This is a genomic window from Proteiniclasticum sp., assembly GCF_003514505.1.
In the GTDB taxonomy this organism is placed as follows: Bacteria; Bacillota; Clostridia; order Clostridiales; family Clostridiaceae; genus Proteiniclasticum.
The window spans coordinates 14,008-34,418 of the sequence record NZ_DOPX01000003.1; the positions used below are offsets into that span (position 1 = coordinate 14,008).

Sequence of the window (20,411 nt, forward strand, 5' to 3'; positions counted from 1 at the left end):
GACTATAGTTCACAGGAATAAAGAAAGAGAAAGGATGGTGTTTTATGAAAAAAATGTGGGTGTTCCCTTTTCTGATGGCAATGATTCTGATAGTTGCAGCTGGCTGTGGCAAGAGTGAACCTGTGGATACACCGGAAAATGAACCCAAGGAGGAAGAGCCCTCGGAAGAAACCCCTTCTGAGAGTCCTGAGACGGAGGAGCCTGGAGAGGAAAAGCCAGAAGAAGAAAAAACCGTCGTACTTTCCTTGGAGGGCTTCGGCAACACCATGTCCAACATCATCAATGATGGTATGGCAGTTTTTGAGGCCCCTTATCTTTATCACATGGACAGCATGATTACAGGAAATATTCTTCGGACCAACCTGGAGACAAAGGAATCAGAGGTGCTGGTGGAAGGGCAGTTCAGTTTTCTAAACTATGGAGATGGAACACTCTTTTTTGCAGGTTCCTATTATCCAGAGGAAGCTACTGAAAGCTCCTATGGTATTTTCAGAATGGATACGGATGGAGAAAATCTCATGCTGCTCCAGAAAGGATACATTACAGATCTACTACTGTATGACGAGTATCTATATTTCTTTAACAGCGATGAGGGGGGCCTCTTTAGGCTCAAGTATGATGGAACAGAAGAAACCTTGCTGGTGAAGGATGTTTACGAAGGCTATGCTTTGGTGAATGATATGATCTATCTGAATAACTATCTGGATGGAGCCAGCGAGTCTTATGTCTACAAGCTTCCTCTTACTGGCGGAACACCAGAGAAGGTGGACGAGCAGGATACCTTCGGTACCGATCTTTTCCCAACCAAGGAATTCATCTTATATGAGCCGAGAGTAAATGGCAGCAGAAGCCTCACGAGATATAGTACGGAAAATGGTCAGTTTTCTCAGCTGGATAAAGCAATCAGCGGCGTCACTGAGGCAGAAGACATCATCTACTATTATTGGTCTGGCCGCCGGCAGGATAAGGCAGACCAGGGTATTTACAAGAGCAAGCCAGACGGGACCGAAGAAGAGCTGATTCTACAGGTGCAGAATGCATTCAGCCTGAACTATGTAAACGGTAAGCTCTATTATCACACCAATGATGAGAAAAGAAGAATCTCTGTGCTGGATCCCGTGACGCTGGAACAAAGCTTCCTTCCCCTGATGGAAGAGGTTGCGCCATAGCCGTTATAATAAACTAGATAAGACTGCTTCCACTTTCAAAGAGGGGAGCAGTCTTTTTCACCGTTATCTACGGATGTCTACAAAATGATTGAAAATTTCAAAAAGATAGAGTACCGTAAAGTATATAGGTTGACGCTCAGAACGAAAGAAGAGTCTTCAGGTGGATATACGCAGATCAGATGAAGAAAGTGGTGAAATGATGAAACAGGTGATACATATCTATGGTGCCTCTGGCTCTGGCACATCCGCTCTAGGGAGGAAAGTCAGTGAGCTCTTGGGGTATACTCTACTGGATACGGATGAATTCTTCTGGAAAAGAACCAATCCCATGTACAGTGAAAGAAGAGAGCCGGAAGAAGCGGTGTCCATGATTCTCCAAAAGATCAAGGCTTCCCAGAAGACCGTCCTTTCAGGTTCTCTGGTGGACTGGGGGGATGAACTCATCAAAGAGTTCACCTTGGCAGTGCGCCTGGATACAGATACGAAAGTCAGGCTTCATAGGATTAAAGAAAGAGAATATGAAAAATTTGGAGCACGTATTCTCCCGGAGGGAGATATGTATGAGCAGCATCTGAGGTTTCTGGAGTGGGCTGGAAAATACGATACTGGAAGCGCCCATATGAGAAGCCGCGAAAAACATGATCAGTGGCAGAAGCTTCTTCCATGCCCTCAGCTGAACCTAAGCGGGGAAGATCCTCTGGAGAAGAATGTGGAGAAGATTGAGGATTTTCTCGCTTTTATGGAGAAGACCGAGGTGATTAAGAAGCTGGTAGAAAGTCATTTTCTAGGGGAAGCATCGGGTCATGATGTCTATCATACCTTAAGGGTTTATCGGAATGCACTGATGCTGGCGAAAGAAATAAACTGCTCTTTGGAGGTGGTGTCTCTAGCCGCTCTACTTCATGATGTGGATGATGAGAAGCTGTTTCAAAGCAGGGATCATCAGTATGCCCGTAAATTTTTGCAGGAAGTGAACCTCTCGAAGGAACTCACAGAAGAGGTTCTGGAAGCCATTCGCACCGTGTCTTTTAAGAACCGCAGAGAAGGAGCGCCATCCACCATAGAAGGAATGGTGGTTCAGGATGCGGACCGCCTGGATGCATTAGGTGCCATAGGAATAGCGAGAACCTTTGCCTTTGGGGGAAGCCGTGGAAGAGCCATGTATGATCCCACGGAGAAACCGAATCTTGAGATGACTCCGGAGGAGTATAGAAACAGCCAAGGCACCTCGGTGAATCATTTTTATGAGAAACTGTTTCTTCTGAAGGATCTCATGAACACAGAGGCGGCTAAAGAGATGGCTAGAGAGCGGGAAGAGTTCATGAGAAGATTTCTAGAGCAGTTCTATCAGGAATGGCATGGATTCTAAGGAAGATTTTGCAGACAAGAAAATAAAGGCAAGGGGAATGAAAAATGGATGAGTTAAGAAGTATATTGATAAAGTTTGTGGATTCAGGGTGGGAACTTATTTCTATCCCATCCCAAGGGTATTTGGATGGAGTGGTTTCTGAAGAAACACTCTTGGAAGCCGTGGAACAGGCTGATAAAGAATGCGGCAGCTGTGGCTGTGAGCTGGATCCGTTATACAAGAGATGTATGGTTCTGTTGGAAGAACAGAAGGTGTGAAGTCTACAGTTCGTTATGAAGAAAAAATGACATTGGAGGGGGACTAAGTATGTTATATGTGTTTGTGGGACCCAGCTGCTCTGGAAAATCCACTACAGCTGAGATTGTAGGAAAAAGGACCGGTGCACAGATTTATTCCGGAAAGGATTATCTGAGACTTGCAAAAGCGGAAGGTGAGGCCTGGAGGATCTTCCAGGAGAAAATGGTAGAAGCTGCTGGGCATGGTAAGGAAGAATCTCTGATTTTTGTTTGTACAGAGAAGGAACTTTTCGATCGGCTCACCCTTCAGGAGGGCTTCTTCACCGTACGGTTTACGGCGGCGCCTGAAGACATCAAAAGAAGATTTGGAGAGCGCATGCGGGGAAATCTCCCCAAACCTCTGGAGATGATGCTGGAGAAGCAGATGAATCTTTGGGAAGAAATAGAGTCAAGACTTCTGGTGGATTCCAGCAGTGAATCACCAGAGGAGGCTGCAAAAAGAGTGTTATCTGAGCTAGCATAGTGTGATTTTTAAAATCAGGACAACGAAAAAGGGAAGAAGTGATTGCTTCTTCCCTTTTTAATGCGTTTAAAGTACGGCTTATTAGCCGAAAAGTCCTTTAAAGAAATTCCCAATGGCCTCCATGATGCTTTTGAAGAATCCTGCGATGCCTGTCTTCACATCCTCATCCAGGTTGTCCCAGGTGGACTTCACATCATCCAGAAGATTTCCCCCGTTTTCAATGAGATTCTTACCAAAGTCTTTGATGGCTTCTTTCTGGGCCTCTGTAAACTCCAGCTCTCCAAACTTCTTCATGAGCTCAATGAGCTTTTCTTTATTTTCTTCAGAAAGAATATCGCCTAAGTTGTAGTTGTTGAGAACATTGTTCACGATGTTTGTGATGTTCACCTGATTGATGTCTCCGCCATTTTCCTCTTTCTCTTTCTGGATCTGGGCTTTGATTTCTGCGATGGCAGCATTTAAGAGCTCATCAGAGTATCCATCTTTCCCCTCATTCTCCTCACTGATGTCAGAGGTTTCCTGAAGCTCTTCTTGAGCTACGATGACATTTTCTTCAGGCAGCTCAAAACCTGCATCACTGAAGGCTTTGTACACACCGGCCAATGCACCGGAACCGTCCACGGCTTTTACGGAAGCGATGCGGATGGTGAGATTCACAGCTCCTGCGGTGATGGCCGCATTCTGGTACTGGGCTGGAGTGATTTTTGTGATGGTTTCTGGGGTGACAATCTCCACCCGGACCCCTTCCCCAGTGTCCCCGGGCTTCAGGTAGACGGAAGAGTATACCTGATAGTAGTCGTAGCTGTTGTGAAGAATGTCATTGAGTTCATTGATTTTTACGATGATCTCTTTGTTATCCTGCTCTACAGATAGAAGCTCTGCGGTTCTTTCCTTCTCAGATGCCGTGAGGCTTTCTCCATAGGCGAATACCGGGTCTTTCAGTTCATCGGCCAGAACTATTTTTGAAGGCATAGCAAAGTTTGAAAGCATGAGGCCTGAGAGCGCTAGAGTCAGTGCTGTATTTTTTATCCATTTTCTTTGATTCATCTTCATAGATCTCCTTTCATGAGGGCAGTATTCTATTCTCCCTGAATATAACACAAAGTTCTTGGGAAAGAATGTAGAAACCTTTAAGATTTTTCTTGGTCGTTCTTCAGAACTTTTCATCCTCACCAAAGGATTAGTTTCCATGGTAGAATAGAAGAAAGATGAAGTATGAAAGATAAGATGCGAGGAGAGAGAACGATTGATTAAGCTGATACTGACAGATATGGACGGGACGTTTCTTAATAAAGAAGGAGACTACAACAGAACCCTCTTTAAAGAGGTGAAGCAAAAACTGAAGGAAAAAGGCGTGCACTTTGCCTGCGTCACAGGAAAACAGTGTGAGCGGGTGGAGGAGCTGTTGGAAGACGAGAAAGAAGATGTCTGGATTCTAGGAGACAGTGCCACAAGAATTAAAAAAAATGGGGAAGTGATGTTTGAATCCCTCATCGAAAACAGTCTGGGAGAAAGGATCCTTGCGAAGCTGGAAGAAGTAGGAGCTCATCAGACGCTGATTCCCTGCACCAATGTGGGAGCTTATCTGAAAGATACGGTTTCAGAATCGGAAGCGCAGATTGTCAGAAACTCTTATCAGACGGTGATTATTGTGAAAGACTTTAGAGACATCAAAGAGCCCTTTGTGAAAATTACGGTGCATGACCCAAAAGGAAACTGCTATGATACACTGAAAAAAATGGAGAGCTTCCAGAAGGAAGCCTATCTTGTGGCATCCGAAGACACATGGCTTGATATCGCAGCCCACGGTGTTCACAAAGGAACTACGGTGGAAAGGCTTCAGGAGATGCTCTCTGTGAGCCGAGAAGAAACCATGGCCTTTGGCGACGGATATAACGATCTGGAACTTCTGGACCGGGCTCATTTCAGCTTTGCCATGAGAAATGCAGTGGATAAGGTCAAGGACCGGGCCAGATATATCACCGGGAATCATCATGAGGATGCAGTGATGCAGACCATGCTGGATTTTCTGGCCTTATAGATGAAGAGAGGAATAGAGATATGGAAAAAAGCAGAAGCATTCGTAGAGCTGGGAAATACATCGAAGATTTTTTAGAGGAGTATGTGGTTTTGGACCTGGAGACCACAGGACTTTCTCCGGTGACCCATGAAATTATTGAAATCGGGGCCATCGCTTTTCGGGGTGGTGTTAAGACAGGAGAGTACTGCACCCTGGTGAGACCTAAGACGAGAATCTCAGGGTTCATTACAAATCTTACTGGCATCAGCAATGACATGGTGAGATTCTCCCCTACCATTGAGGAAGCACTCCCTGGACTTCATGGTTTTCTTGATGGACGTCCAGTTCTTGCCCATAATGCAAGTTTTGATTTAGGTTTTCTCAATGCTGCCTATGAGAGGCACTTTGGCATGCCATTTCCAAATGATTATCTGGATACCATGAGAATCAGCAGAAAACTCTACCCAAACGAAAGACATAGACTTCAGGATCTGACGGAGAGATTCGGCATTGAGCGGGATGGTGCGCACCGCTCCATGGCTGACTGCATCATGACTCAGAAGGCTTATGAATGTATGCGGGAACATTGCAGAAGACAGGGGATTGTATTTCGATAAAATGATCCAAAAGGAGGTATGTTATGCGGTATAGAGTGATTCATCAGCTCCGTGAAAGAAATTTTGACAAAGCTGTAACCTGAAGTGAGATGGAAGTGCTAGATTATCTGGAAAAGAACTTTGAGAGAATACCCCACATTTCTGTTGTCAAGGTGGCAGCAGAGAGCTTTACCTCTCAAGCTACAATAAACAGAACCTGCAAGATTCTGGGATTTCGGGGATATAGTGAACTGAAGTATGCTGTGGAAGAGGATCTTGTGCTGATGAAGTCCTCCACTGAAAAACATATTGCCCATACAGAATACATTCTTAGAAAAATTTCTTTTGACAGTGTGGATGAAGTGGCAAAAGCTGTTTCTGAAAATAGACGTAAGCTACTTCTTTTTGGTCTGGGCGCTTCTAATATCTCAGCACTATATCTCCAAAGACAGCTTCTTTATAAGGGGATTCCCTCAACGATTATTGCAGAAGTGCAGATGCTGAAAAATTTTGAGGACTTTGCACTCATTATTCTCTCAAGTTCAGGAGAAACTCAGCGTTGTCATCAGATGGCAAAGGAAGCTCAAAAAAGAGGACTGAAGGTTCTGGCACTTACCAAAAAAGACTCAACTCTTATGCAGCTTAGCGATCTGACTTTTTATCATGAAGTCCCCGTGGATAAGCAGAAAGGAATTTCCAGAGAACAGCAACTGCATATCATTCTGATGGTCAACGAACTCATAGACCGAATCTAAAAGGATCCCAAAGTCCCATCCCACCAGATGGGGCTTTTCTTATGGATAATTATCCGGAATTTTGGAACAGAAGAACGTATGAAACCGTTATAATCCAAATATAGTGATAAAAAGAGGAGCTGAGGTATTGAATAGAAAAATCAAAATCCTTATGCATACCCATTGGGATCGAGAATGGTACTTCACCAAGGATGAGACAAAAGTGCTGCTTAGGAACCATATGCAAGAAGTCCTAGAGTATCTGGAAGACCATCCAGATTGTATTTACATATTAGACGGACAAAGTGTGATGATAGATGATTATCTTGAAATGGATAAAGGCGGCGAAGTGAAACTGCATAAATTTATAAAGAATGGGCAGCTTCGGGTAGGACCCTTTTATACTCAGACTGATTTGCTTCTGGTTCATGGAGAATCTGTGTTCAGAAATCTTTACTATGGAATCAAACGAGCACGAGAGTTTGGAGAACCTATGCTCATTGGTTACGCACCGGATACATTTGGTCATGCCAGTCAGATGCCTCAGATTTACAAGTCTTTTTCCATAGGATCCACTTTTTTTTGGAGAGGCTTCAGTGAGCTGAAAGCGGAGCATTCAGATTTCTTCTGGGAAGGTGTTGACGGCACCAGAATCCTTGGGGTGAACCTGGCTGCTGGTTATCAGGGGGCAAAGTATCTGGAAGAGGAAGAAGTGGCACTGAAAAATCGCATGGGGAAGATTATGAAGGTCCTGGATACTTATTCGAGTGGAAGTGGCAGACTGGTGATGAACGGCCATGACCAAATGCCGATTCAGAAGAACATTGAAGATATCCTTGAGACGCTTAGAAAACTCTACCCGGAAGATGAAATTGAGATTGGAGATTTTGAGAGCTATCTTGAGACTCTTCCACTGGAAAAGCTGGAAACTGTAAAAGGTGAACTCACACACAGCAAGCATGCGAGGATTCACAGAACCATCGGTTCTACCAGGATGGATATCAAGCTTTTGAACACTGAGATTGAACATAAGCTGCTTCATCAGCTGGAGCCTTTAGCAGTTATTGGTGTGGGGGCCGGTATAGAATATCCTCATGGGGTGATTGAAGAGATTTTGAAGATTCTCTTTGGTGTACATGCCCACGACAGCATCGGTGGATGCAACTCGGATGCCGTGAACCGGGATATATACCATAGACTTCTGAATGCTAAAGAAATGGTGGATACGCAGCTGGAACTGCATCTGAGGCTTCTGTCCTTGGCAAGACCTGAAAAGAATACCATTGTCTTGGTGAACCCATTGCCTGAAGCGAGAGAAGAGGAGATGGTGGAGCTTGTCACGCTTACGAGACAAAGGGATTTCACCATTTTGGATGAGCATCATCAGGAGATTCCTTTTTCCATTCTTTCTCAAGAAGAAGAGGATGCGGGACTCACAGACCGACAGGTGGCTGCAAGGCTCATGGATATTAAAGTCTACCGGAGCAGACTGCTTTTGAGAGTGGAGAAAATGGATGGATTGTCTGTAAAATATCTTCAGCTGCAAGAGGAGCGTACCAGTGTACGGCCGATCATGAAAGTGGAGAAGGCACTCATCATCGAAAATCTGTGGGGCGTGCTGAAAGTAGAGGGAAATCAGATCAGTTATCAGGATAAGATTACGGGTATTCATCATGAGAATGTGTTTTACCTCGAGAACTCTGGAGATGCTGGAGACAGCTATGACTATTCTCCACCCGTGAAGGATCTGTTGGTCCGATCGATGGACTATGCTGAAATCACAGGGGAAAAACGAAGGGGAGCGGGTTTTCAGGAACTTCAGCTTACGATTCAGTTTGCAGTGCCTCACTCCCAGGAAAGTAGAGAGAAGAGCGTAGCAGATAAAACGGTAACCTTTGAGGCTGCTTTCCGTCTTTATGAGAAGGACCCGAAAGTATACTGTGAGTTAAAACATAAAAATGCAGTAAAGGATTCCCGATTCCGTGGAGTTTTTTCAACTGGGATGATCGTAGATGAAGTCCAGGTGGATGGATATCTGTCCTGCCAGAAAAAGAAGGTATATTTGAAAGAGGAGCTCGCCATCTGGGAAAAGGAACAATGGGTGGAGAAGCCTGTGAGCATCGAAACTATGCAAAGCTTCGCTGTGCTTCATGATGAGGAGAGAAGCGGACACCTATATACTGAGGGACTGAAGGAATATGAAGTGCTGGAAGATCAGATTCATTTTACTTTGTTCCGGGCATTCTCTCATTTAGGCAAGAGAAACCTTGTCAATCGGCCTGGAAGGCCTTCAGGAATTGAGATAGAAACCCCGGACAACCAGCTCCTGGGAACGGAGTTTCATTTCAGATTTGCATTTTCTTTCCATCTGAAGGATGTGAACCCCTCAAAAGAATCAAAAAAGTATCTGACTCCCATCATGGGGTACCATAAAAAAGAGTTCAATCGTTTTAACATCAACAGAAGAAATGCCTTGATTGTGCCGAAGAAAAAGCTGAGCCTTCCTTTACAGGAAGCAGTTGTGTCGGCTGTAAAGAGAACAGAAGAAGGGAATGAGGTTTTCGTAAGAATCTTCAATCCAGAGAATAGAGATATCACCGTTGAGTTTCCGGAAGGAACCTTCCTTGCCAATGGTATGGAAGAAAAACTAAGACCATTGGAGAAGGTCCAGATGAGACCTCAGGAAATTCTCCAAGTAATTTTGTCTTCAATGGAAGAAATATAAATAAGAAGGAGCGTAATGATGTCTAACTTCAAGAAAAACTTTCAAAGCTTCGGCAAATCTCTCTTATTTCCAATCAGTCTGCTCTCATTTATGGCTATTTTCCTTGGGCTCGCAGCGGCACTGCAAAACAAAAATATCATCGCGACACTGCCTTTTCTAGAAAACACAAGTATCCAGAATGTCTTGGGCCTAATCCGTAGGCTGGCAGGGCTCCCCTTTGGGCAGCTTCCTTTGCTCTTTGCTATGTCCATACCTTTAGGTATGGTAAAAAGAGACAAGGGTGTAGCAGTGTATGCGGGAGCTGTGGGATATATCGCTATGCTTATGGGCATGAGCTATATTCTCCAGGTTCAGGGACTTACTTCAGCGACAACGTCAGTGGACTATCTCATGCAGAACAGTGGATTAAGCCAGGTGGATGCAACGCTTAGAAACTCTGCCTTCACGAATGTTCTGGGCATCTTTGTATACAATACGAATGTCATTGGTGGTATTATTGCTGGTCTGATGGGAGTATATATCCATAACAAGTTCAGGGAAACTGAACTTCATCCGTCACTGACCTTTTACAGCGGCAAACGTTTTGTGCCCATTGCAGCTGCTCTGATTATGGCAGTTGTAGGTATTCTCCTGACCTTCGTTTGGCCAGTAGTCAATACCGCCATCATCTCCATGGGAAAACTGATCAGTGAAACGGGACTCTTTGGAGTGTTCTTGTATGGATTTACTGAAAAAATCATCAATCCAACGGGACTGCACCATATCCTCAACCAGACATTCCGGTTTACAGCACTTGGTGGAGTAGAAACCATCAATGGGGAATCTCTTGTAGGAGCACTGCAGATTTATCTGTACCAGCTGGATAACCAGCTTCAGTTCTCTACTCAGGCTACACAGTTCCTGGCACAAGGCAAAATCCTTCATATGGTGTTTGGCATGCCTGCTGCAGTCATGGCCATTTACCATACTGCGCTACCCGAAAAGAGGGATAGAGTACTGAAGTTCTTTCTTGCTGGAGTCACAGCTGTCATACTGACAGGAATTACAGAACCCATTGAGTTCACCTTCATCTTTATTTCGCCCATACTTTGGATTGTCAACGCAATATTTGCTGGACTGGCATTTCTTGTGCCTGCACTTTTCGGAGCTGCCATCGGGAACATCCAAGGTGGAATTATTGACTGGCTTGTGTTCGGAGTTCTCCAAGGGGCACAAACCAAATGGTATCTCTACCTGATTGCAGGACCAGTCTTCTTCGCTATGTATTATTTTACTTACAAGTTCATCATCACCAAATTCAATGTAATGACCATCGGCAGAAGAGAGGCGGACTTCACAGAGGAGGATGACGAGTTGAATGGAGCAGTATCCATCTCACAGGATGACAGAGTCATTGCGAAGCAGATCATTGAAGGCTTGGGTGGGCTGGAGAATATCGCAGATATTGACAACTGCATTACAAGGCTTCGAGTGGAGGTTCTGGACGCATCAAAAATCCAGGAAGACCTCATCAAGAAATCCAATCCCAATGGCATCATCAGACCAGACCAGAATACCATCCATGTGGTATATGGCGGGAGAATCACCAAAATCAGAAATATTGTAGACAATTATGTTTATGAGCTAAGAAGCCAGGAACAGCACTGAAGATAAGAGGGGACAGGGCTTCACAGAATGAGCCCTGTCTTCGTTTATTATGAAAGGAGTTATCATGAAAAAGTTCAACATAGTCATTGTAGGTGGAGGAAGCACCTGGACACCAGGACTGCTGAACAGTCTTTGCAAAAAGAAAAGTGAGTTCCCACTGGGGAAACTTGTAATGTATGACATAGATGAAGAACGTCAGAGTGTCATTGGTGAGTTTGCAAAGATTCTATTCAAGGAAAAGTATCCGGAACTCGATTTTTACTACACCACTGACAAAGAAACAGCATTCACAGACGTAGATTTCGTATTCTGCCAGATGAGAACAGGTGGATACACCATGCGTGAAAAAGATGAGAAGATTCCCATGGAATTTGGAGTAATCGGACAGGAAACCTGTGGTCCAGGAGGATTTGCCTATGGCATGAGATCCATCCGGGATATGATTCAGCTGGTGGAGGATGTGAGGATGTATGCCAAGGATGCTTGGATTTTAAACTATACCAATCCAGCTGCGATTGTGGCAGAAGCGTTGAATCGGGTGTTCCATGAGGACAAGAAAATTCTCAATATCTGCGATCAGCCTGTAAATCTTCTTCGATCCTATGGAAAGATTCTAGGCATGGATCCCTATGAATTTGAACCGGTCTATTTTGGACTCAATCATTTTGGCTGGTTTACCCATCTTTTTGACAAAGAGGGCCATGATCTGGTTCCTGTGATTAAGAACATTGTGAAGGAAAGAGGGTTTGCGCCAGCGGATGCGGAGCAGCGGGATAAGTCGTGGCTGGAGACCTATGCCATGGTGGAAGATATGCTGAAAGATTTTCCGGAATATCTGCCCAATACCTATCTTCAGTACTATCTGTATCCAGAGTATAAGTTTAATAAAATGAATCCGGAATTTACAAGAGCCAATGAAGTGATAGAGGGACGGGAAAAGAGAGTCTTTGAGGAATGTAGGCGGGTTGCCTTGGAAGGCACCACGAAGAATGCCCATGTGGTCCATAATGACGCCCATGGCGACATGATCGTAGAAGTTGCAGAATCCATTGCATTCAATAAACACCAGCTCTATATTGTCATTGTGGAAAACAACGGACTCATCGGAAACATTCAGAACGATGCTATGGTGGAAGTCACAGCAACCTTAGGTGCCAATGGACCAAGACCTTATGGAGTTGGGAACATTGACACATTTTATAAAGGCATGATAGAACAGCAGCTTGCATATGAGAAGCTAACTGCAGATGCCTATTTTGAGGGATCATACAGCAAAGCGCTGAAAGCTCTGACATTGAATAGAACTGTTGTAGATGCCAAGAAAGCTAGAAAAGTACTGGATGCTCTCATAGAAGTGAATAAAGACTATTGGCCTGAACTCAAGTAATACGAGAGGCTGTATCTAAATACAGAAGCCATCCAAAAACAAGACCAGCGAGAAAGAATGCATTCTTCGCAGGTCTTGTTTTTAATTGATTTCAATCTTCAAAGTAAAAAGCTGAATCATGCACATTATGAATAGAAGGGATAATGTATGCGAGAATAGGCATCCACACAATACTACAGCAGTAAACTTTGAATGAAGCATGTAGTATGTATACATTATGTGAACAATGAGGACTCCATCACAAGAACGGTATATGATAGTCTTAAGAAAATGAATGGAGGGATTTTATGTGTACAGCTGTGAACTATAAGACTGATGGTTTTTACTTTGGCCGCAATCTCGATCTGCACTACAGTTATGATGAAAAAGTCACTATTACGCCAAGGAATTTTCCGCTGAAATTCCGTTCTGTGGGAGAGCTGAAAAATCACTACGCCATCATCGGCATGGCTACGGAGATGGAAGGATATCCACTTTACTATGACGCCACCAACGAAAAGGGGGTCAGCATGGCAGGGCTTAATTTCCCAGGGAATGCGGTGTTTCATCCTTTTGAAGAAGGAAAAGACAATGTATCACCTTTTGAGTTTATTCTCTGGATCCTTGGTCAAAGTAAGGATATGGAAGAAGTGAGAAAGCTTCTTTCAAAACTCCATCTCTACGATGAGCCCTTTTCTAAAGAGGTTCCGCTGGCACCACTGCACTATATGATTTCTTATAAGAATGAGTCTATAGTGGTGGAGTCTGTGGCAGAGGGGCTGAAAATCTATGAGAATCCGGTGGGTGTTCTTGCAAATAATCCGGAATTCACCTATCACCTTCACAGGCTGAATGACTTTATGCAGGTTACAGGAAAAGCTCCTGTGAATCTCTTTTCGGAGAAGCTTCCCCTGAAACCATACAGCCTGGGCATGGGCAGTATGGGGCTTCCAGGGGACCTTTCCTCCAGCTCACGGTTTGTAAGAGCTGCTTTTGTAAAGTTTCAGGACTATGTGCCCAAAGGAGAAGAAGAAAGTGTCAGCCAGTTCTTCCATATACTGGATGCGGTTTCCCAGCCTAAGGGATGCACGGAAGTGGAAGGTGGGCACTTTGAGTACACCATTTACAGTTCCTGCGTGAATACGGAAAAAGGGATCTATTACTATAAGACCTATGACAACAGTTCATTGACGGCTGTTTCACTTCAGAAGGAGAATCTGGATTCTGACAAACTGCTACAGTATCCGCTGAGGAAAAAGCTGGTTGTTCAAAGTGAGAACTGAAACATAGAAGTTTCAATGGAAACGAGTTAGAATGATTTGAAGACGAATGAATATTTTGGAGGAAACTTGATGGATCATAAAGAAAGAATGCTGCAGGGGTTACCCTACAAGGCCTGGATGGACGGACTTTCAGAGGAAAGGGCAATCTGCAGGGAGAAGATTTACGAAATCAATCATCTGCACCCAAAGGAGTGGACGAGGCTTCCGGATCTTCTCAAAAACCTTTTTGGTTCCACAGGAAAAGAGCTACAGGTAAATCCGCCTTTTTTCTGTGATTATGGCTACAACATTCATGTAGGAGAGAATTTCTATGCAAATTACAATCTCACCATCCTGGATGTGGGGAAAGTCACCATCGGCAAAAATGTGATGTTTGCTCCCCATGTTTCCATCTATACGGCAGGACATCCCCTGCATCCAGAGATGAGAAACACAGGATATGAGTACGGCATTGAGGTGACCATTGGAGACAATGTGTGGGTTGGCGGCAATGTGGTGATTTTACCGGGCGTCACCATTGGAAATAATGTGGTCATTGGGTCCGGGAGCGTCGTCACAAAAGATCTTCCGGACAATGCACTGGCTGCTGGAAATCCTTGCAGGGTGCTGCGATTGATCACAGAAGAGGACCGGAAGTATTACTTCAGAGATAGGGTTTTTGATGAAGAGACCTTGAAGGATCTGGGTTTAGAGCTATAGTTAAAAGAGTACAGTCTGCGGAGCTTCTGCAGGCTGTTTCTATTTCTTTTTGAAATAACACAGATTGTTCATGCCTTTTCCCGAGCCGCTGACTTATAATAAAAGGAACTAGAATGAATGGATAGGAGTGGTTTTATTGGACGCATTTGGACTTATGGTTGGTTTGGATAAAAAAGATGCATTTGAAGGATGGTTCTCCAAGGTGGATGCCAAAGAGGCAGGAATCTTGTTTTCTGTCATCTGGGGCTATACCACCCATGAGAAGACAAAGCATGCTTTTATTCAGTTCACAAGCAGCTTGGATCACGACACTGCATACATCTCCTACCCCATAGAAGAGATGTGGGTGGAGGAGAATCCTTTTGTGCTGCATATTGGGAACAACGTACTGTCCAAGGAGAAGATGGTTCTGGACTTCGTGATGGATGGAAAGAATGTGAAGGGCAGCTTCCGTTTTGGAGAACTTTCTCCCATCAGAACCTCCTTTCTGAAACCTGGCATCATGGGGTGGCTCACCCACTTTCCCAATGAATGCAATCATGGCATCATCAGTATGAACCATGAAGTGTCTGGAAACCTTGCTGTGGGAGAGGACAGCTTTCTCATATCAGGTGCCAAAGGGTATATGGAGAAAGACTGGGGTATCAGTTTTCCGGAAAACTATGTCTGGGCCCAGGCCAATGACTTTGAAGACTCTTCCATCGCTTTCAGCTATGCCACGGTGCCCATGCTGGGAAAATCTGCGAAAGGGTTTTTCCTGGTTCTTCATCATGAAGGAAAAGAGTACCGTTTCAGCTCCATTGAAGGAAGTTTTATGCTGGACTTTAAGGTTCGGGAGGATGCCTTTGTGGCCGTGATTCAAAAAGGGCGTTATAAAGTGGTGCTGAAAGCGAAGCAGCTCAATCCAGTGGCTCTGGCATCTCCAGACCATGGGGAGATGCGGGCGAAGATTAAGGAGTCTTTGGATGGAAGGATGGCACTTCTGCTGTTTAAAGGAAAAGAAAAAATCATGGAGCTTCAGACGGAGAGAGGGTCCATCGACGTGGATTTTGGAGAGAAAGCCGACTAGAAGCGAAAGGATCGAGTATCCTTCCTTGTGAGAAATGAGAAGAGAAAGGGGTAGAAAAATGGCAGGCATCAAAACCAAGAAAACAGAGGAAGATGTGGTGGAGTTCATCCATGCATTTTCAGATACAGAGAAAAAGGCTCAGGATGCTTTAGCGCTGCTGGCTCTTATGGAAGAGTTCACCGGGTGGAAAGCAAAGATGTGGGGAGCCAGCATCATTGGTCTTGGACAGTACCACTACAAGTCTGACAGAAGCAAACAGGAAGGAGACTGGCCCATATTAGGCTTCTCTCCAAGAAAAGCGGCGATTTCCCTTTATGTTTATTTCGGAGGAGAAGACCAGGATGCGCTTCTAGAGAAGCTTGGAAAGTTCAAAATGGGCAAAGCCTGCATCTATGTGAAAAAACTGGAGGATATTGATCTTTCCGTTCTGAAGGAACTCATGGCATCCACCATGAGAAAAGTGGAGGAGAAGTATCCAGTGGTGAAAGCCTGATCAATGGAATGAAACTTACTGAAAAAGGTGAAATGATTGAAAAAGATTGCTGAAGTACTGAAAGAAAGAAGTGAGCAGCTGGCACGGATGCTGCCTGCTCTATTTCTCGCCCTGAAGGACAAAAGGACTCCGCTGCTGGCCAAAGTGCTCGCAGCAGGCACACTGATCTATGCCCTTTCTCCCATAGATTTGATCCCGGATTTCATCCCAGTCCTCGGATATGTAGATGATCTTCTGATTCTGCCTCTTCTTGGGGGACTTGCCATCCGGCTCATTCCTAAGGAAGTTCTTGTAGAGTCCGTGGATAGAGCAAAAGCTTTATGGCCGAGGGGTCTTCAAGCCAGATGGTACTACAGTGTGCCCATCCTCATTTTCTGGGGGGCACTCCTTGGTTGGATTGTTTTTTCATAGTTAGATGAAGTCAGGTGATTCGCAGCCTGGCTTTTTTTTCGCTTTCTCGCGTAAAAATATTTGGGTCTCAAATTAAAATCCTCTTAATGTCTGGTGATTGCATACCGATAGATAAGTGTAAGGTTTCTGCTTTCTTGTATTTTGAAGAAAAAGAAGCGAAATGCGTGGACGCAGTATACCCTCATGAAGAAACCAAGGATAAAGGAGCAATCTATGTTTAGAAAAATTAGAACGAAACTTGTTGTCATCACCAGTATCCTCTTACTGACACCCATTCTGATATTGGGCATCACCAGCTACCTGTCGGCAAAGTCGGAGCTGGACAAGAAGGGAGAGGTGCTTCTGAAAAATGGCGTGCGTCAGGTGATGCAGCTCATTGAAGTGAAAAAAGGGGAAGCGGAACGAGGAGAAATCACCGAGGAGGAAGCCAAAGAATACGTTCGAGTGCTGCTTCTGGGAGAGAAGAATGCGGAAGGGAAAAGACCCATCCGAAGAGAGATTGATCTTGGGAAAAGCGGATATTTCATTGCCTATACCTCTAAAGGCCTGGAAGCCATGCATCCCAGCCTGGAAGGACAGGATGTGTGGGAAGTGGAGGAGAAGGGAGGCACAGGCTTCAAATTTGTTCAGGAGCAGATTAAGATCGGTATGAATGGCGGTGGGTTCCTGCGCTACGCCTGGACACTGCCAAACTCCGAAAAGATCGGGTATAAGATCTCTTATCAGGAGTATGACAAGGACTGGGACTGGGTGGTGTCTGCCAGTGCCTATGAGGAAGACTTCAATGAAGGTGCAGAGAACATTCTGATGCTCATCGGTATTGTGCTCTCCGTCTCTTCTGTTTTGGGACTTCTTGTCATTGTGCTTCTGGCCAATAATATTACAAGGCCCATTCAGGCCATCGCAAGCTCCATCAAGAAAATGTCTGAAAAGGATCTGAATCTTGTTGAAGTTCAGGTGAAAAGCAGGGACGAAATCAGAGTCTTGGGGGATTCCTATAACAGGCTTCTAAAGAATTTAAGAGGACTTGTTGGCACCATGCAGAACACCTCAGGGTCTGTGGCAGAGCTTTCAGGAAACCTTGTGGACATTACAAAGCAGTCCACCAGAGCCCTGAATGAAGTGACCCAAACCATCCAGGAAGTGGCAGAAGCGGTCAGTGAGGAAAGCGCTATGACAGAGCAAGGGGCTGTCATGGCGGAAGATCTTGCTGGAAGCATTGAGGATGTGGCCGAAAAGACCAAATCCGTAGAAAAGCTGTCCAAGGAAACGGAAAAAGAAAGCAGAGAAGGACTTTCCGCTGTAGAGAATCTCATTACAGTCACCGGAAAATCCAATGAGGCCACCAGGAAAATTGCAGAGGTCATCTCCAAGGTGGAAGACAGTACCAAGCACATTAGTGTTTTCACCTCCACCATCACAGGGATTGCAGACCAGACCAATCTTCTGGCGCTGAATGCCAGCATTGAAGCCGCCAGAGCTGGGGAAGTGGGCAGAGGCTTTGCAGTGGTTGCGGAAGAAATCAGAAAGCTTGCAGAGCAGTCTTCTCAATCTGTTCATGAGATCAGAGACCTGATTTCAGAGATTGAACGTCAGTCTTCTCAGTCTTCCGAATCTCTTATAGAACTGGAGACTGCCATGAAGGAGCAGAATGAGAGTGTTGTCTTCACCAAGGAAAAGTTCACATCCATTGAAAGGGGCATCCGCAGCGTAGTAGATGTGCTTACTGGCATCCAGAAGGATGTAGAAACCATGAACCTCAAAAAAGAGAAAATTGTGGATGCCATGACAGGCATATCCGCCAGTACGGAAGAAGTCTCTGCCAGTACGGAGGAGGTTTCCGCCAGCACAGAAGAGCAGCTGGCCGGCATTGAGGAGATCAATGCCCAGACGGATAAACTCAATGAACTGGCCAAAGAACTGGAGCACTTGATTAAAGAGTTCAGATTATAATCGAAGTAAGGATACAGACAAAGGGGTTCTTGGGAATCCCTTTTCCCTTTGGGTAGAAACAGTGCTATGAACAAGATAAAGTGGAATCATCCTTTGTGGAGAATAATTCTCCATTTTCTTTGTAAAAGCACTTAACAAAATTAAGTTGCACCCGATTAGAAAAATATAGATATATAAGTGATTCATTTAAATAATTACAAACAATCACTTGTAAGTATTGTTACTATATTAACAAAAATTGGATAATTATATCCCGAAGGAGGACTCATGTTTCAAACGATAAGAACCAAACTCATCACGGTATCGAGTCTCTTGCTGCTTCTGCCCATTATGATCCTTGGAACAGCCAGTTACCTTTCTGCCAAGGAAGAGCTGAACACCAAAGGCGAAGTAATCCTGAAAAATGGCGTGCATCAGGTGAGGCAGCTCATTGAGGTCAAGAAGAAAGAAGTGGAGTGGGGAGAACTGACTTTGGAAGAAGCCAAAGAATCCATCCGCCAGATTCTCATGTCTGAAAAGGACAAGGATGGAAAAAGAACCATAAAGAAGGACATTGATCTTGGAGAAAATGGCTACTTCATTGCCTACGACAGTGATGGCACTCTAGTGATGCATCCCAGCCTGGAAGGAGAAAATCTATGGGAAACCACGGATAAATCAGGGTCCGGGATGAAGTTTGCCCAGGAACAGGTGAGAGCTGCCAAGGACGGGGGAGGCTTTGTCACCTATTCCTGGAATCTCCCAGGGAGAGAAGAAGCTGCACCGAAAGTCTCCTATCAGGAATATGACGAAGAGTGGGACTGGATCATTTCTGCAGGAGCCTATGAGATGGATTTTAACGCCGGAGCAGACCATATCCGTACGATCCTGATATATGTTTTCCTTGGGGCTGTACTATTTGGCGCTATCATCATCATCATCTTATCCAGAAGCATCACAAGGCCCTTGGGCAGAGTTACAGAAAGTCTGGAAAAAATGTCTGAGAACCATCTGGATCTTTCACCGCTTCCCGTCAAAGGGAAAGATGAGACAGCAGTATTGTCGAAATCCTTCAACATGGTGCTGCAGAACCTTACGGATTTGGTAGGCACCATGAAAATCAGTGCATCTTCCGTGACAGATCTTTCCAGCAGTCTGGCCGCTGTGACCACCCAGTCGGAAATGGCGCTGAATGAAGTCACAAGGACCATTCAGGAAGTGGCCCAGGCCGTATCTGAGGAGACAGGCATGACGGAAAAAGCTGCAGTGGAAGCTCAGGAACTGGCAGAAAGCATTGAAGAGATTGCAAAAAAGACCAGAACCGTAGAAAGCCTTACCAAGGAGACGGTAAAAAAGAGTGAGATGGGTCTTAAGACTGTTAGAGAACTTTTGGAGGTGACAGAAAAATCGGGAGAAGCCACAAAGAAGATCAGTGAAGTGGTTTCGGGGGTCACGGATACCACAGGAAGAATCAAGATCTTCACTGAAACCATCACAGGCATTGCCCAGCAGACGAATCTTCTAGCTCTTAATGCCAGCATTGAGGCGGCAAGAGCTGGAGAGGCAGGTAGAGGATTTGCAGTAGTGGCTGAAGAAATCAGAAAGCTGGCAGAGGAATCTTCAAAATCCGTCATGGAAATCCGGGACCTCATTCAGATCATTGAGGAAGGTGCGGTACAGTCAAAAGTGACTCTGGGCGGTCTCACATCTGCCATGGAAGAGCAGAATGTAAGTGTTGAGGGCACAGAAGTGCAGTTTAACGGTATCATGGAAAGCATCGGAAAAGTGGTGGCTGTAATTTCAGAGATTCAGAAAGAAATGCAGACGATGACGGTGAAAAAGGAAGTCATTGTGGATGCCATGAATGGCATTTCTGCGAGCATCGAAGAGATTTCTGCCAGCACCGAGGAAGTCACAGCCAGCACCGAAGAGCAGCTGGCTGGGGTGGAGGAGATTAATTCACAGACGGAGAAGCTCAATGAGTTGGCAAAAGATCTTGAAAAGCTCATCAGCGCATTTGTTTTATAGCATCAAGAAGACTTGGAGACAGGAAGGGGAACCTTCCTGTCATCTTTTTTATTCCCATGAAACCGAACTGTGGGGTCAATGAGGCAAAAAAGAACAATCATTCGTTTTTTA

The 20,411-nt window shown here is 44.9% G+C and carries 17 protein-coding genes and 1 pseudogene; 17 read left to right on the forward strand and 1 reads right to left on the reverse strand.

What is annotated here, in order from left to right; all coding sequences use genetic code 11:
* The first annotated feature begins 44 nt into the window (after positions 1–44).
* The 4 genes from DEF30_RS00190 (at position 45) to DEF30_RS00205 (ending at position 3,297) form a co-directional block, all read left to right on the forward strand.
* Positions 45–1,169, forward strand: a complete 1,125-nt coding sequence (locus tag DEF30_RS00190) for a DUF5050 domain-containing protein (protein WP_294094932.1) — start codon at positions 45–47, stop codon at positions 1,167–1,169.
* Between the two features lie 196 nt (positions 1,170–1,365).
* Complete coding sequence (locus DEF30_RS00195; protein WP_294094935.1) at positions 1,366–2,538, forward strand: HD domain-containing protein; 1,173 nt, start codon at positions 1,366–1,368, stop codon at positions 2,536–2,538.
* Positions 2,539–2,582: 44 nt separating this feature from the next.
* Positions 2,583–2,795, forward strand: a complete 213-nt coding sequence (locus tag DEF30_RS00200) for a hypothetical protein (protein ID WP_294094938.1) — start codon at positions 2,583–2,585, stop codon at positions 2,793–2,795.
* Between the two features lie 49 nt (positions 2,796–2,844).
* Positions 2,845–3,297 (forward strand): hypothetical protein, encoded by a 453-nt coding sequence (locus DEF30_RS00205; protein WP_294094941.1) that lies wholly within the window; start codon positions 2,845–2,847, stop codon positions 3,295–3,297.
* 81 nt (positions 3,298–3,378) lie between these two features.
* Here DEF30_RS00205 and DEF30_RS00210 read toward each other — a convergent pair whose 3' ends face one another.
* Entirely contained in the window at positions 3,379–4,344 is a 966-nt protein-coding gene (locus tag DEF30_RS00210) for a DUF1002 domain-containing protein (RefSeq protein WP_294094944.1), read from the reverse strand.
* A 199-nt stretch (positions 4,345–4,543) separates the two neighbouring features.
* Between DEF30_RS00210 and DEF30_RS00215 the strand changes: the two genes are divergently transcribed.
* From DEF30_RS00215 to DEF30_RS00275, 13 genes and pseudogenes are all read left to right on the forward strand, one after another.
* Positions 4,544–5,338: a Cof-type HAD-IIB family hydrolase gene (locus DEF30_RS00215; RefSeq protein WP_294094946.1), complete on the forward strand. Its 795-nt coding sequence runs from the start codon at positions 4,544–4,546 to the stop codon at positions 5,336–5,338.
* A 20-nt stretch (positions 5,339–5,358) separates the two neighbouring features.
* On the forward strand, positions 5,359–5,934 hold the full coding sequence (locus DEF30_RS00220) for a 3'-5' exonuclease (RefSeq protein WP_294094949.1): 576 nt from the start codon (positions 5,359–5,361) through the stop codon (positions 5,932–5,934).
* 89 nt (positions 5,935–6,023) lie between these two features.
* Positions 6,024–6,668 carry a MurR/RpiR family transcriptional regulator gene (locus DEF30_RS00225; RefSeq protein WP_294094952.1) on the forward strand — a complete coding sequence of 215 codons (645 nt, stop codon included), beginning with the start codon at positions 6,024–6,026 and terminating at the stop codon, positions 6,666–6,668.
* 127 nt (positions 6,669–6,795) lie between these two features.
* Positions 6,796–9,372: a glycoside hydrolase family 38 C-terminal domain-containing protein gene (locus DEF30_RS00230; protein ID WP_294094955.1), complete on the forward strand. Its 2,577-nt coding sequence runs from the start codon at positions 6,796–6,798 to the stop codon at positions 9,370–9,372.
* A 15-nt stretch (positions 9,373–9,387) separates the two neighbouring features.
* The gene (locus tag DEF30_RS00235; RefSeq protein ID WP_294094958.1) at positions 9,388–11,019 is read left to right on the forward strand and encodes a PTS transporter subunit EIIC; all 1,632 of its coding nucleotides are present in this window, start codon (positions 9,388–9,390) and stop codon (positions 11,017–11,019) included.
* A gap of 64 nt (positions 11,020–11,083) precedes the next feature.
* Positions 11,084–12,406, forward strand: coding sequence for a 6-phospho-alpha-glucosidase (locus tag DEF30_RS00240; RefSeq protein WP_294094961.1), 1,323 nt, complete (start codon positions 11,084–11,086; stop codon positions 12,404–12,406).
* A 287-nt stretch (positions 12,407–12,693) separates the two neighbouring features.
* Positions 12,694–13,668, forward strand: coding sequence for a choloylglycine hydrolase (gene bsh / locus DEF30_RS00245; protein ID WP_294094962.1), 975 nt, complete (start codon positions 12,694–12,696; stop codon positions 13,666–13,668).
* A gap of 69 nt (positions 13,669–13,737) precedes the next feature.
* A complete protein-coding gene (locus tag DEF30_RS00250) occupies positions 13,738–14,367 on the forward strand; it encodes a sugar O-acetyltransferase (RefSeq protein WP_294094965.1) in 630 nt (209 codons plus the stop codon).
* A gap of 136 nt (positions 14,368–14,503) precedes the next feature.
* Complete coding sequence (locus DEF30_RS00255) at positions 14,504–15,436, forward strand: tocopherol cyclase family protein (protein WP_294094968.1); 933 nt, start codon at positions 14,504–14,506, stop codon at positions 15,434–15,436.
* A gap of 58 nt (positions 15,437–15,494) precedes the next feature.
* Complete coding sequence (locus tag DEF30_RS00260) at positions 15,495–15,929, forward strand: DUF1801 domain-containing protein (protein WP_294094970.1); 435 nt, start codon at positions 15,495–15,497, stop codon at positions 15,927–15,929.
* Positions 15,930–16,019: 90 nt separating this feature from the next.
* Positions 16,020–16,226 (forward strand): annotated as a pseudogene (locus DEF30_RS12115) (DUF1232 domain-containing protein); the annotation flags it as partial.
* Between the two features lie 327 nt (positions 16,227–16,553).
* Complete coding sequence (locus tag DEF30_RS00270) at positions 16,554–18,293, forward strand: methyl-accepting chemotaxis protein (RefSeq protein WP_294094975.1); 1,740 nt, start codon at positions 16,554–16,556, stop codon at positions 18,291–18,293.
* Positions 18,294–18,560: 267 nt separating this feature from the next.
* The gene (locus DEF30_RS00275) at positions 18,561–20,300 is read left to right on the forward strand and encodes a methyl-accepting chemotaxis protein (RefSeq protein WP_294094978.1); all 1,740 of its coding nucleotides are present in this window, start codon (positions 18,561–18,563) and stop codon (positions 20,298–20,300) included.
* Positions 20,301–20,411 lie beyond the last annotated feature (111 nt).